Source organism: Arthrobacter halodurans (assembly GCF_041877255.1).
GTDB classification, from domain to species: Bacteria; Actinomycetota; Actinomycetes; order Actinomycetales; family Micrococcaceae; genus Arthrobacter_N; species Arthrobacter_N halodurans.
On record NZ_JBHDLJ010000002.1, the window covers coordinates 351,195 to 364,612 of the forward strand.

13 protein-coding genes are annotated in these 13,418 nt (G+C 68.5%); 5 read left to right on the forward strand and 8 right to left on the reverse strand.

Annotated features, from left to right (window positions below; genetic code table 11):
• Positions 1-95: 95 nt before the first annotated feature.
• Positions 96-1,013, reverse strand: coding sequence for an Ltp family lipoprotein (locus tag ACETWP_RS04010; protein WP_373970903.1), 918 nt, complete (start codon positions 1,011-1,013; stop codon positions 96-98).
• A gap of 222 nt (positions 1,014-1,235) precedes the next feature.
• On the opposite strand from ACETWP_RS04010, the gene ACETWP_RS04015 reads away from it, so the two are divergent.
• Positions 1,236-1,661, forward strand: a complete 426-nt coding sequence (locus tag ACETWP_RS04015) for a hypothetical protein (RefSeq protein WP_373970904.1) — start codon at positions 1,236-1,238, stop codon at positions 1,659-1,661.
• Positions 1,658-2,119 carry a hypothetical protein gene (locus ACETWP_RS04020; protein ID WP_373970905.1) on the forward strand — a complete coding sequence of 154 codons (462 nt, stop codon included), beginning with the start codon at positions 1,658-1,660 and terminating at the stop codon, positions 2,117-2,119. The genes ACETWP_RS04015 and ACETWP_RS04020 overlap by 4 nt, the downstream gene beginning before the upstream one ends.
• 623 nt (positions 2,120-2,742) lie before the next feature.
• Here the strand turns inward: ACETWP_RS04020 and ACETWP_RS04025 are convergent.
• On the reverse strand, positions 2,743-3,105 hold the full coding sequence (locus ACETWP_RS04025; protein ID WP_373970906.1) for a hypothetical protein: 363 nt from the start codon (positions 3,103-3,105) through the stop codon (positions 2,743-2,745).
• A 1,610-nt stretch (positions 3,106-4,715) separates the two neighbouring features.
• Here ACETWP_RS04025 and ACETWP_RS04030 point away from each other — a divergent pair.
• Positions 4,716-5,672 carry a hypothetical protein gene (locus ACETWP_RS04030; protein WP_373970907.1) on the forward strand — a complete coding sequence of 319 codons (957 nt, stop codon included), beginning with the start codon at positions 4,716-4,718 and terminating at the stop codon, positions 5,670-5,672.
• Between the two features lie 498 nt (positions 5,673-6,170).
• Here the strand turns inward: ACETWP_RS04030 and ACETWP_RS04035 are convergent, their stop codons facing one another.
• A complete protein-coding gene (locus ACETWP_RS04035) occupies positions 6,171-7,688 on the reverse strand; it encodes a CYTH and CHAD domain-containing protein (protein WP_373970908.1) in 1,518 nt (505 codons plus the stop codon).
• A gap of 229 nt (positions 7,689-7,917) precedes the next feature.
• Between ACETWP_RS04035 and ACETWP_RS04040 the strand changes: the two genes are divergently transcribed.
• Together ACETWP_RS04040 and ACETWP_RS04045 are read left to right on the forward strand one after the other, a co-directional pair.
• Entirely contained in the window at positions 7,918-8,193 is a 276-nt protein-coding gene (locus ACETWP_RS04040; RefSeq protein WP_373970909.1) for a three-helix bundle dimerization domain-containing protein, read from the forward strand.
• Between the two features lie 321 nt (positions 8,194-8,514).
• A complete protein-coding gene (locus ACETWP_RS04045; RefSeq protein ID WP_373970910.1) occupies positions 8,515-9,381 on the forward strand; it encodes an alpha/beta hydrolase in 867 nt (288 codons plus the stop codon).
• A gap of 152 nt (positions 9,382-9,533) precedes the next feature.
• On the opposite strand, the gene ACETWP_RS04050 is transcribed toward ACETWP_RS04045, so the two are convergent.
• The 5 genes from ACETWP_RS04050 to ACETWP_RS04070 form a co-directional block, all read right to left on the reverse strand.
• On the reverse strand, positions 9,534-9,758 hold the full coding sequence (locus tag ACETWP_RS04050; protein ID WP_373970911.1) for a helix-turn-helix domain-containing protein: 225 nt from the start codon (positions 9,756-9,758) through the stop codon (positions 9,534-9,536).
• Between the two features lie 230 nt (positions 9,759-9,988).
• Positions 9,989-10,708, reverse strand: coding sequence for a response regulator transcription factor (locus ACETWP_RS04055; RefSeq protein ID WP_373970912.1), 720 nt, complete (start codon positions 10,706-10,708; stop codon positions 9,989-9,991).
• Positions 10,705-11,628, reverse strand: coding sequence for a sensor histidine kinase (locus ACETWP_RS04060; RefSeq protein ID WP_373970913.1), 924 nt, complete (start codon positions 11,626-11,628; stop codon positions 10,705-10,707). The genes ACETWP_RS04055 and ACETWP_RS04060 overlap by 4 nt, the downstream gene beginning before the upstream one ends.
• A gap of 645 nt (positions 11,629-12,273) precedes the next feature.
• Positions 12,274-12,927 carry an arsenate-mycothiol transferase ArsC gene (locus ACETWP_RS04065; protein ID WP_373970914.1) on the reverse strand — a complete coding sequence of 218 codons (654 nt, stop codon included), beginning with the start codon at positions 12,925-12,927 and terminating at the stop codon, positions 12,274-12,276.
• A 39-nt stretch (positions 12,928-12,966) separates the two neighbouring features.
• A complete protein-coding gene (locus ACETWP_RS04070) occupies positions 12,967-13,416 on the reverse strand; it encodes an arsenate reductase ArsC (protein WP_373970915.1) in 450 nt (149 codons plus the stop codon).
• Between the last annotated feature and the right edge of the window lie 2 nt (positions 13,417-13,418).

Genomic DNA, 13,418 nt, shown 5'->3' on the forward strand with positions numbered 1-13,418 from the left:
CTACCCGGACCGTCCCGCGCACGGACAGCAGTACGGCCGCCCCGAAACCGGGACGGCCGCCTAGCGGTTCCCGGCGTCCGCCGGGAGGTTTCGGGTTAGAGCCCGGTCTTGCTGACCCCGTACTGCGCCTGCTTCTGGGTGTACCCCTCGAAGAGCAGCTGCTTGATGAGTCCGGAGCGGGAGAACGATGAGAACTCCAGGTAGCTTTCCGCCTTCTTGGCGGCCTGCTCGTTCCAGTCGACCTCCACGCGGTCCACGGCCCACTTCGCGTCCGCGGCGGAGAAGTCCTCGAACTCGAGCTGCTTGATCAGACCCGTCTTGGAGAACGCCGAGAACCCGAGGTAGCTTTCGGCCTTCCCGAGCGCGTTCTGCTGGCTGACCGTACCCCGTTCGGCTTCGGCCTTGGCGGCAGCCTCGGCCTCGGCTTTCTCGGCTGCTTTTGCTTCGGCCGCGGCGGCCTTGGCGTCCGCCTTCTCCTGGGCGGCGGCCGCCTCTTCTTCGGCCTTCGCCTCGGCCTCTGCTTCAGCCTGCTCCGAGGCTTCGGCCTCCGCGGCCGCCTCTTCTTCGGCCTTTGCCGCGGCGGCGTCCTCCGCGGATTCGGTCGGCGCGGCGGATTCGGCCACGGTGGCCACCGTCGGCGCGGCCGTCGTCGCGGCCGTCATGGCGGTGCTCCCGTTGACGGCGTTCACGATGATGCTCAGCAGGATGACGACGCCGGTTACGATGAGCGCCACCTTCTTGTGCTTGTCGTAGCCCTCCAGCGGCAGCCCCCGCTTGTCGCGCATCTTGTTCGCCAGGATGAGGATGAGGTCCACCAGCGCCCAGATGCCCAGGCCGCCGAGCGTGACGAGCTTCAGGATGCCGGTGCCCACCTTCCCGAGGTAGAACCGGTCAACGCCCAGCACGCCCAGGAGGAGCGAGAGGATCCAGGTCACAAGGAACGACTTCTGGTTCTGCGGCGCGTAGCCGTACCCGGCCGGTGCCGGGTTCGCTGCGTAGTTGGGGTGGCTCATGAGAGTCCTTCCGGTGGTGCGGCACCATAGTGCGTCGTGGCGGTGATGATGCCGTCCCCCCGTTGGTCGCGGCCCCTGCCGTGATCCTAGGGGCAGAAGCCGACAGATTGACACCCGTGTCCTCCACTGTTGCGCAAACGTGCTGAAAGAACTCATGTGCAGGCGTCTTGGGCGCTGGCCAGCACTCTCGGTCTACGATCACGGGAAAGAGGGGAAGGCACCATGGAGGCCATTGAACTGCCGGAGACTGCCGGTTCCATTGTCGAGGAGCGCGGCACCCCGGCCATCGGCGTGGGCTTCATGGCCACGCTGGTCCCGACCAAGTGGGACCCGAGGACCCGCTCCTTCAACGGGCTCGTCTGGTGCAAGCCGGCCGGGATCGACGAGACCGGCGTGTGGCCGGTGTCGCCCAAGAAACTGCGCGGCGGGAAGGTCCTGCATGTCGGTCCGGCTCCCAAGCCAACGGGCAAGCGGCCCTTGCGCCGGCTCGGGACCGTCGCCCTTCTGGACGGGATCGTGTACACGTACTGTCCCATGTGGCTCCTCAACGGGACCCCCGAGCACGCGATGTGGCTGTACGCGGCCAAAGGCGTCGCAGCAAACGATGTCGAACGCCACGGGACCGAGCTCGTCCCGGGCATGCCATGACCCGCCAACCAGGGGACGTCATGGAGACCAGCGACGACCTTCCATCGACGGCCGGGTCCATCATCGAGGAGTGGGGCGGCGACCACTCCGGGCGCGCCGCGACCCTCGTCCCCACCTCGTGGGACCCTAGGACCCACACGTTCGGTGGACTCGTCTGGTGCACACCGCAACCCACGTGGGATCTCGAGTCCTATGAGGTGCTCACCGTCCCGACCAACGCGTTGCTCCGCCGCGGGACCATCGCGTTCACGGCGGGACCTCCTCGCCCCTCGGGCACACGCCCCCTGCGACGACCAGGAACGATCGCGCTGCTCGACGGGACCGTCTACACGTACTGTGCCTGGCACCTGGAAAGTGCCCACCCGGAGCATTTCGTGTGGCTGAACCCGGCCGCCGGCATTCTGACCGAGGGCGACATCGAACGCCACGGGGCCGAGCTGGTTGCCGGCATGCCCTGATCAGGAACCTTGTGGTCCAACGGCAGCTGCACGAACACGGTGAACTCCGTGGCGGGCTACCCGGTGGCTTCCACCGGGGCGTCGGTCATGCCCCCCTGGATGTCTTTGGGTCGCTCCGCCCGTGCGGTCACCCAGTCGAGTTCGAGGACGTTGGCGGTTCATCTGTCGCGCGCGCACGACCATGGCTATGACTACCAAGCGGTCCCCCGACGTCCAGGCCGTGGCACCAGCGGCACCGGTCTTCTTTGAGGCTAACCGCGGAGCGGAGTGCCCGAAGGGCACCCATGGAAGTTCCGACCTTCGCGCATCCAGCGACGCCACCATCGGCGCAAGTGCGAGGCAGACCGGTCGGATGTTCCGCTTCCCTTGGTTGGGGTGGTTCACGTGCTCGAACGAGGTTCAGAACGCTTTTCCGTCGTCTACCGGGTGCGCCGTTCTTGGTGCGGTGGAGACGGCAGCGCGGGATCGGTTCGGTGCTTCCCCTCGCCGATCGCGTCGTACTGCCAGAACGCCCCGTCCTAGCCGTACGATTCCGGACGTGCCTCACCACTCCCTGAGGTCGATGAGGTCCCCATCGAGGAGCTCGGAGAGTCCGTCCTCGTGGGATGGGTCGACGTTGAAGATCACCCAGTCCGGGCCCATGAACACTTAGTACTCCAGGCTGCCAGCCTTATGCCTCGAGAGATCTCCGCGGCGGCGACGCCGGCATCGTAGGAGCTGGGGAACGCTCCGACGGTCACGGAGAACACCGTGCCAGGCTTGTCGCACTTCTCGCTGGCCAGGGCGCCCTCGATTTGGGAGGCGGGGTCCTCTCCGCAGGCTCCGCCGACGTCGGTTTCGACGGCGTCCGCGAGTTCGTCCATGGTGGCCTCTGACTCGTCGGCGGGTTCGGGTTCGGGCGCCGGCTGGTGGAGGAACGTCGCGATCAGTTCAGCGCCCCGGGCCTCGGACACACTTCGGACGAAGTCCAAATTCCCGCTGATCATCCAGTTCTCTCCGATGGCCCATTGGATGTCCGGGTCGGTCGTCGTGGTCCGCGCGATGGTCCTGGCGGTCTACTCACTTTCCGCGTCGAACTCCATGACCTTGACGACCAGTCCCTCGCAGCCGACTTCGTAAGGGAACCGCGCGTCGTACTCCCATTCAGCCGTTCACCCGCCGTAACTCTCCATGATGCCCAGCACCGTCTCTCCGGGCGCGGCGGCCGGCCCGGACAAGGAAGGCGACGCAGCCGTCGAGGACAACGAGCACGGGGGAGCTGACGACGTGGCCGCCGGTAGTTGCTGTGCAGCCGGTACCGGGCCCGAACATCCGGCGAGCTTGGCGGCGGCCACGACCGCAACCCAGTACGTGCTTCTCCTGTGTCCCCCTCGGTGCCGCAGCGGTTCGCTGCAAGCACTGAAAATACCGACTGGCACCCACGGATCGGTCCCGATGCCTGGACAGCGCGCTAGGTGTCCGCTCGGGGCCGGCGCGCAGGACAGCGCGCTACGTGTCCGCTCGGGGCCGGCGCGCAGGACAGCGCTATGAGGGGGCATCACGCGATGACCTGGCTGCCGCGTCCACGCATTTTCGGGGCGGTCGGACCGGCAGAAGCTCCTTCCGCTCGCCGACATAGACGTGGTCACCACGGAGGGCACCGTCCACGCGGTGGGAGCAGGCGCGACGTGCACGCGGTCATCCTAGAGTTGGCCGCGTCCATGTGCGCGACGTGTCGTCGGGCATCCCAACGCTCATGGCCACGTGTCGGATCGCTGCGGCATTAGTCTTCTCCCGATGTTCAGCCCGCTGTGGCACAGGGGGCGTCCGTTCCTCCAGAACTATGTCTATGTGGTGACGCAATCGAGAAACACCACCTCCTCTTCCGCTGTGAGAACCCGCGACTTTCTTCTTCGAGTTCTTCCGATCCTTCGTGTAGTTGTCACTGTGATACGGAGGGCGCGCTTTCTCGGACAAGATGCGCTGGTCCGCGAACTTGTTCGGGTTCCGGAGCACGTTCAGGGTAGTGCGGCTGGTGGACGGACCGCCGACGAACTCGTCGACGGTACCCTTCATCGCGGGAGCCGTTTCGATCCGTCCGAGCCGCAAGTCATAGAACAGATCCGTGACCATTCCCGTATCGACCTAGGGGATCGGCTTGGTCCCAAGCGCAGGCGGATCCAGAGTCGCGACTGTCTGGCGCCGTTGTCGAGGGTGCAGCCCTTCTCCGACGGACCCCACTGCTTCAGCCACAGGGCCCACGGTTTCCGCTGTGGGGCGTCAGTGGTGACGCGCCCGAACCCCTAGAGCTCGCTGAGCAGCTCGATCCGCTTCGTTTCGTACTCCGCCACGGTGACCAGTCCGGATCGAGCAGCGGACCCTAATCCGCAGGTCGCGGGTTTTAATCCCGCTCCGGGCACCACACCCCCACCGAAGGGCATCCCAGCGCAGGCGTCCCACCACTGGTGGGACGCCTTGCGTGTTGCCGCACGGGAAGGCCAGCAGGCCGCGGCGCGCGAGGACACGATTCGGTCGCGGCGGCCCCAATACGACGGATCGCGGCGATATGGTTCGTAGGACGAATCAGTCACACCGCTTTGAGAGCCCTGGGGGAACCATGTCATCTCGCTTCAATCCGCCGCCGAACTGGCCCGCACCTCCGGCCGGCTGGACACCACCGGCCGGATGGCAACCGGACCCGTCATGGGGCCCGGCCCCCGAAGGGTGGCCGCTGTGGGTCGAGGACTCCTACGGCGCGCCCGCGGCCTCCGGGTACGGGCACATTCCACCCCAGGGCCAGGGGTACGGGGCGGCCCAGCCGCAGGCGTTCGCCTCCGTGGGGACCCTCGAGCCGCCCAAAAAGAAGAAGGTGTGGCCGGCTGTGGTCGGCGGAATCATCGTGCTCTCGCTCCTGGGGTCCTGCATGGGCGGGAACGACGACGAGCCCGCCGCGTCCACACCGACCGCGACTGCGACGGAGCCGGCGAAGACGACCGAGAAGGCGGCCGCCGCGGCGGTGACCCAACCCGCGGAGACCGTCGAGGCGGAGGAAACCGCGGCCGAAGAGACGACTGCTGCCCCCGTCGAGCCGGCGGCCGCCGAAGCCCCGTCCGTTGGACCGAAGGCGCAGCAGGCGTTCCTTGCCGGGATCGCGAAGTCCGCCGCCGCGTACTCCGACGCGTCGACCGAGCTGAAGCGCACGAAGGTCGTCACCGACCGCGACAAGGCCGCGTGTGCCGCGACCGGCGGGAAGTTCAACGGGTGGGAGGGCGAGATCACCACGATCGGGTCCAACAACGACGGCCACGCCCACATCACCGTGAAGGTCGGGGACGACGTCGAGCTCGCCACCTGGAACAACGCCCTGTCGGACATCGGGGACGACACGCTCATCCAGTCCGGCACGAAGCTGTGGGAGAAGCTCCTGGAGATGGAGGAGGGTGCGACCGTTCTCGTTTCCGGCGAGTTCGTCGACGGCGACAACACCTGCGTGGAGACGAGCAACCTGACCGAGACCTTCAACGCGGCCAGCCCGGACTTCGTGACCCGGTTCACCGACGTCACCGTCAAGTAGGGGCACGCACCGAACCCCGGGGTTCACGGGAGCGCCCCCTCCCTGAGCCACTGGGCGGGGTTCCTTCGCGTCAGGGGCTGGTGATCTCCCGGTTGAGGACCGGCGGACCAACTCCTTCGCGGATGAATGAGTTGTCCATGGCGTCCTTTCGGGATGATTGCGCGATGCCCCGCAATGGGGCGGCCGGCGCGGTGCGCTTTCCACATCCTGCCTTGCGCAAGGACGGCGTATGGGCGCAAGAGAAGGGCCGCGCGTCCGGGAGCGACGAGCTGGCTGGAACGGGCCCGCCCGGTCGCCTAAGACCGATGCTTGTCGACCGGTGGTGGCCACCGGCAGAGCCCCTACGCCGGCCCCGTGACGTTGACCGCAAATCACCACCCTGGAGCTGGCGGACGGATGCGGGCGGCGTTCGGCGGAGGATCCCGCATGCCCCGTCCTGACTTGGAGCGGTGGGCTCGGCCCACCGTCGTGGACCAAGACGCCGGCCCCGGGAAGGGCTCACTTCCCGAACGGCACGGGCGGGTCTTTACTCCACCGCTGGCGGAAGCGGGTTTCGGCCTCGAGGGCCCTGGCCTGCTCGAGTCCGTGGAGGCGCCCGTAGATGAAGGCGTCCTCGCCGTCGGCGTATGCCTCGGTGCCGAGCTCGCGGAGCGTCTCCCGGGTCACGACGCTGTCCTGGTGCTCGCCCAGGAGCTGCTGCACCGCCTGCGCAGCCTGGGCCAGGCGGGCCGCGCGCCGGGGGTGCAGCGGCGTTGCGGCCTCGGCGGCGTAGCGCAGGCGCTTGCCGCGTTTGCGGGCCTCGTGCAGTGACGGGTCCGCGCCGGTGCCCCCGGGCGCTTCCAGTGCGTCGCGGACGGCGCGGCGCAGCCGCCGGGCGTCGCGGTCGACGAGTTCCGGGACCACGGCGCGCGCCTTTCGGTGGGCGCGGGGAGTCAGCGGGGGTTCCGCGAGGAGCGTGTCGAGCCCGTCGAGCAGTCCGAGGTAGCGGTCCCCGTCTAGGGCCCGCAGCACTTCGTCGTGGGCGTCCCGGTAGCGCTTCCCGAGGGTGGCGTCGACCCGGCGGGAGGCCGGGCCGGTGTCGGTGTCCGCGGGCTCGGCGGCGAGCAGGTCCCGGAGCCGGTCGTGCATGACCTCGGTGTCGCGGGCCTGTCCGAGGACACCGGCGAGCCAGCGGAGCTCGGCGCGCAGGTGCTCGGCGGCCCCGGCGTCGAGCAGCGCGCGGTAGGTTCCGAGCGCGGAGCGCGCGCGGCGGGTCGCGACGCGCATCCGGTGCACGGCATCGGGGGCGTCGAGGCGGACCCGCGGGTCCTGGACGGCGAGCTCCCGGACCTGCGTGTGGAGGTAGGCCAGCGGCACGTCCCCGGCCGGTCCCTTGCGCCGGGGCGCCGGGGGGTCGGGGGCGGGGTCGGGGAGGCGGGGCCCCAGGGCACGCGCCAGTTTCGTGGGGTGGGCGGAGCGGCGGGCGCCGTGGGCGGTGAGGAGGTCCCCGGCGGCGTCGAGGAGGTCCCGGGGGCCGCCGGCGAGCTCGGTCTCCCACTCCCGCCAGCGGGTCGGGTCGGCTCCCGGGGGCAGGGTTTGGGCCCGGACCCGGTCGTCGGCGGCCTCGGCCAGGGGTTCGCCGGCGGGGCCGCGGAGGAGGTGGACGGCGCGGCGGGTGTCCAGGCGGGCGACCGGGGCGAGGGGCCGGTCCCGGGTGTGGGCGCGGACCAGGGACAGGAGCGCCGCGGGAACGGCGTCCGGATCCGGGCCGGCGGGCTCGTGGATCTCGAGGCGCTCGTCCGGGCCGCCCGGGAGCTTCAGGTGCCAACCGGCGTCGGACCCCCCGGAGCGCCGGCGCAGGGTGATGCGGCGCGAGGCCAGACGGAGGTCCGGGGTGTCGAAATACACCGCGGACATCTCGTGCACCACGGGCGGGTCCACCCGGGCGACTCCGGGCAGGTCCGCCAGGGACGGGAGGACCGCGTCGTCGCCGACGTCGTACTTCCGCTCGACCTCGACGGAGCGCGTGGTGGGCATGGGCCCATTGTAGGACCGCGGACAAGTCCCGCCGCCGGGGATCCGGTCCCGCGGGCCCGCTGGATTCGTGCGGCGTGGGGTCCCCAAGGATCCGACGCGCAACGCACCCCGGCATCCCGGCGTTGGGGGTCCGGTGGCGTCTACAGCGGGCGGCGCGATTGAACCCTTGCGGCGGGGCCGGGCCTGACGGACGATCAAGGACCCGACCACGGCGGCCCCAGGAGCTCCCATGGGCATTGAAGGCGAGACCGAAACCGAACCAGGCCCCCGGGACGCGCACGCGCTGCAGCGCACCGCGGAACACCTCGCGCGGCGGTTCGAGGGGACGTTCACCGCGGAACTGGTAAAGCAGTGCGTCTTCGAGTCGTACGCCGACCTGGCGCGCACCGCCAAGATCCGAACCTACTTGGCCGCGACGGCAGGCCATGCGGCCGAAAACCGGTTGCGGAACCTCGCCCGTTTCCTGGAGGGCGGGGACGCCGCGGGCGGTCGTCCCGCGCACTGAGCGTCGTCACACTTTCGATGTCGGCGTCCTCCGACGCGCCGGACCCATTCACGATTCCGGTTGCCCCGCGGCCGCTGACAGGTGCGGTCGTGCCCCGCCACCGGGGCGCCGGGATTCCCAGGGACCTGTGCGGGGCGTCCGCGTGACGCCATGAACCGTTGCGTATCCCGGATTCGCCGAGGATAGTGGCTGCTGTGCCGGCGCCCCTCCGCCCCAAAGAGGCGCCGTATGCGCGGAACGCGGCCCCGCACCAGTGCCCGAGCCCATGGGCGCCCTCGACGGATGAGGACCCACTGCGCCAATCGAGAACGGATCACCCTGATGGCCGACCTGTCCACACGCGAACTTGGAGAAATCGATCTGGCCAACCGCTCGAACAGGCGGCCCGTGGTCTTCGTCCACGGGCTCTGGCTGTTGGCCAGCAGTTGGGACCCCTGGCGCGAGTTCTTCGAGCAACAGGGCTACGCTACGCTCGCCCCCGGCTGGCCGGACGACCCCGCCACCGTCGAGGAGGCCCGCCGGAACCCGGAGGTCTTCGCCCGCAAGACGGTGCAGCAGGTGACCGACAGGTACCTTGCGGCCATCAGCCAACTGTCGAAGCGGCCACTCGTCGTCGGCCATTCCTTTGGCGGACTCATAGCGCAAAAGATCGCGGGCGGCGGTGCGGCCGCGGCAACGGTCGCCATCGTTCCGGCCCCCTTCCGTGGCGTGCTGCCCCTGCCCCGTTCCGCGCTGAAGTCGGCCCTTCCCGTGCTCGGCAATCCCGCCAACAGGAATCGCGCCGTAGCGCTGACCTTCGAGCAGTTCAACTACGGCTGGACGGAGCAACTTCCACCGCAGGAAGCCCGCCGGCTCTACGACACCTTCCACGTCGCCACGTCTGGCATTCCCCTTTTCGAGGCGGCCACCGCGAACCTGAACCCGCGTACGGGAGCCAAAGTCGACACGCGGCATCCGCGGCGCGGACCCTTGCTCATCCTTGCCGGCGAGCGGGACAACACCGTCCCCTGGGCCATCTCCAATGCCTCCTACAACCAACAACGGAAGAACACGGCGCCCACCGAGATCACCGAACTGAAGGGGCGCGGCCACTCGCTGATCCTCGACCACGGTTGGCGGGAGGTCGCGGAAACGACCCTGGACTTCTTCCAGCGGCACGAACCCGCAGGCTCGGGTGCCACCGGATGACATGGAAGGCATCCGCCTCCCGCATCCGCCGCGGGGCGCGCATGTCGGCGCTACCGCCGCGTCGCCTACCCGTGGAGGCCCGCAGGACGGTTCTTCGGTTGAGGGCGAGCATGGCCCGGGAGTGTCGCCAGGCGTTCCGGGCCGTGCTGTTCTCAGGTGGACGCGATCCGGCGGACGGGCATCGCTGCGGGCGGTTCGGCGACCAGGTACTCCTCCACGGCCCGTTCCGGCACGCGGAAGGACCGACCGAAGCGTACGGCGGGCAGGCTCCCCGCGTGGACCAGCCGGTAGACGGTCATCTTCGAGACGCGCATGGCCAGGGCGACCTCGGCCACCGTCAGGTAGTGGGCATTCTCGAACTTCTGCAGATCAACCATTTGTCCCCAATCCAAGGTGTTCATCGTCCCCAAGACGATCAGTCAACACGTGCATACCTTCAACCACTGGTGCAACGTTGGGCCCATCCTAGGCACATGTGTCGTCTGGGCACCAGAGCGGTGCCCGAGCCCGTTCAGGGATATCGGCTATTTCCCGATGGTGAAGGGCGGGAGGGGCCGTCGCTGGGGGCGGCGCGGACAAAGCGGCGGAAGCCGACCGATGGCCTTGTTCATGGCCCCGGCGCAGAGGTCCCGCTCGAGGGGTGGGAGCGCGGTGGCATCGGATCACTGGGACCAACCAAACCGGTACGGTAGGCAACGGCCACCGCACTGGCGCGATCGTGCAGTCCCAGCTTCGTCAGAAGTCGGGTCACATGTGTCTTAACAGTCGCCTCACTGACGAATAGGTGGTCGGCGATCGCTTTGTTGCCCAGGGCGTGAGCGAGAAGAACGAGGACTTCTCGTTCACGGTGAGTGAGTCGGTTGATCAGCTCCGGACGAGGAAGCGGTGAGTCCGGCCTACCCTTGAATTCCGCCAGCAACCGTTTGGCGACCGCTGGGTCCAACCAAGCCTCACCCCTAGCGACGGCATGAATCGCCGCGACCAGTTCGTCGGGAGCGGCATCCTTGAGCACAAATCCGGAAGCCCCGGCGCGCAGTGCACCGCGTACCGCTTCATCAACGTGGAATGTGGACAGTACGAGAATCCCCACCGGATGTGAACCTGATCCCTGCTCCTCGATGATGCGTCGAGTCGCCTCGACGCCGTCCATCACCGGCATGCGGACATCCATGACCACGACGTCAGGAGCCGTCTCTCGCACCCGTGTGACGGCGGCGAGTCCGTCGCAAACGACCTCGACGACCTCGATGTCCGCCTCTGCGGCAAGGATCATGGCAATGCCGGTGCGGATCAACTGCTCGTCATCCGCGAGCAACACGCGGATCATGGGATTGCCGCCGGTAAAGTGACGCCCACGCGATACCCGCCGTCGTCCAGTGGGCCCGTCGAGATCTCCCCACCCATCAGCTTGATGCGCTCATGAAGCCCGGCCAGGCCATACCCACTCGTCAGGTCTCGGGTCACATTGCTCACGCTTCCCGCATGGTCGTTGCTGACCTCGACGGTGACGGTTCCATCCGCTACGGCCAGGACCACATCGGCGTGCGCGCCCGGCCCGGCATGCCGGACCACGTTGGTGAGGGCTTCCTGCACCACGCGGTAGACGCACAGTTCGATGCTCGAGGGGAGCCGCCCCTCGATGCCCGACGCCGAAAGATCCACGGAGACACCGGCTGCCGTGGTCTGCGACAGCAGGACATCCAGATCCTTCAGGCCGGCGATCATGTCGGTTTCCAGAGCTTCTTCATCCGTGCTGCCGACGGTTCGAAGTACCTGAAGCAGTCGGCGCAACTCTGCCATCGCCTGCTTTCCGACGCTCTCCACGGACGCCAGCGCCGCGGCAACCAGCTCGGGGTCCCGGCCCAGTTGGCGCCGGGCACCTGACGTTTGCAGCACCATGATGGTGACGGCGTGGGCCACGATGTCGTGGAGTTCGCGGGCGATCCTCAGCCTCTCAGCGGCAACGGCTTCCGCGGTCATCGCTTCGCTGGTCTTGACGAGCTCACGTGTGCGGCGACTCGACTCGGCCGCCCACCGACCCAAGAACCAGGCCGCAAGATCGAAGAGCGTCAACGCGATCCCCACGACGACGAAGGTCACTTGGGAGTCCCGCGCCGCCGTGGGCAGGGAGGCCTGATAGGCCGCGTTGAGCGCGTGGGTCCCGAGTGTTGCGGCCAGACACCAACCACTGAGGCGAGCCGGGCGTAGCGCGGCTGCGGTGAAGAGTGCCACCAGCAAGCTGGCCAAGGGGCGCGACCCAACGGCCAGTGTCAGAACCGCGGCGTAACCGCACAGACCTAGACACACGAGGATTGGCGCTCGCCGGCGGAGGCACAGAACAGGCAACATCGCGAGATTAAGCAACACCACGGTCATGGACGGGGGCCCGAACGTGGACCACCCCCCGCTTTCGACACTCGTGAAAAGCAGTGTGTCAAGAACGACCGCGCCCACGGCGATCTTGAGGTCCCGAGTGGTGACTATGGTCAAGATCATTGTCGCATCGGTTTCTGGAGCGGTTGCAGATGCATGGGAGTTCCTCTGCGCATGGACTGGGCAGTCGTTTCGACCATCTGCCGCGGGTCCGGGAGGTGTCAAAAATTGCTCTGCCGGGCTCCTCAAGCCGGGGAGTGATAGCAACTCAAGACCAAGGATCATCCGGAAAAGACACCTCGTCAAGGCAGCCGCGGCGATCCTGACACACGCGTCGCTTGGCACTCTGCGGTCATGAAGGCATCGTCACGCGGCGGCGTCGGAGCGCCCGGTCCGGTCCGCAGTGGTGACGAAGTCGCTGTCTCCCGCGTGCAGGGCCACTCAGGCCACATCGACGCCGGGCCGTGGGGCGCGTCGCCGCTGGTCCCGCCGCTGGTCCCACGGCGGGGTCTGCGGGGATCAGCCGCCTTGCGGGGCTTGGAGGCGTTCCCAGAGGGCGTGGACGCGCGCTTCGATGTCGGCCAGGATCTCCCGCGCGCCCTCCAGCGTCGCGTCCTGCGGGTCGGCGACGTCCCAGTCCAGGTACTGCTTGCCGGGGTAGATCGGGCAGGTGTCCCCGCAGCCCATGGTGATGACGTAGTCCGCGGCGCGCACCACGTCGTCGGTGAGCGGCTTGGGGAAGGCGTCCGCCAGATCGATGCCGCGCTCACGCAGGACGTCCTCCGCGAGCGGGTGGATCTGCCCCGCGGGCAGGGACCCCGCGGACCGCACCTCCACCTGGCCGCCCGAGACCTTGGATAGCAGGGCGGCCGCCATCTGGGACCGGCCGGCGTTCTGCACGCACACGAACAGCACTTGCGGGTGGTCCTTCGCGATGCTTCCCATCGACTGGGCGAGCGCGCGCAGCCGGTCGTCCGCGAAGCGCCCCGCCAGCGTCGCCAGGTGCGTCTTGATCCTCGCGGTCCGGCCGAGGGTCGCGTAGGACTCGAAGACGTAGCGCTCCACCATCTGCGGGGTGAAGATCCCGCGGTAGCGTTCGGCCAGGTGTTCGGCGGTGCCTTGGAGGACGTGGGTGTCCCTGGTGGATTCGGCGGTGGTCCGGTGCTGTTCCATGGCGGTTCCTCTTCCTATGTGCCGGCGGGCCGGGACGGGTCAGGCGGTTGCCGGCAGCAGCGAGGCGATGAGTGCCTCGACGCGGCCCTTGATGTCGTCGCGGATGGGCCGCACGGAGTCGACGCCCTTCCCGGCGGGGTCCTCGAGCTTCCAGTCCTCGTAGCGCTTGCCGGGGAAGTACGGGCACTCGTCGCCGCAGCCCATGGTGATGACGACGTCGGAGGCCTTGACCGCCTCGGTGGTGAGGACTTTGGGGGTCTCGGCGGACATGTCGATGCCGACCTCGGACATGGCCTCGACGGCGGCGGGGTTGATGGAGTCGGCGGGCTGGGAACCGGCGGACCGGACCTCGATGCGGCCGTCGCCGAGAGTGGTCAGGAACGCGGCGGCCATCTGGGAACGGCCGGCGTTGTGCACGCAGACGAAGAGGACCGAGGGCTTGTCGGTGCCGGTCGCGGTGTCCGCGGGGACGGGGGTGGGGTTTGCCATGG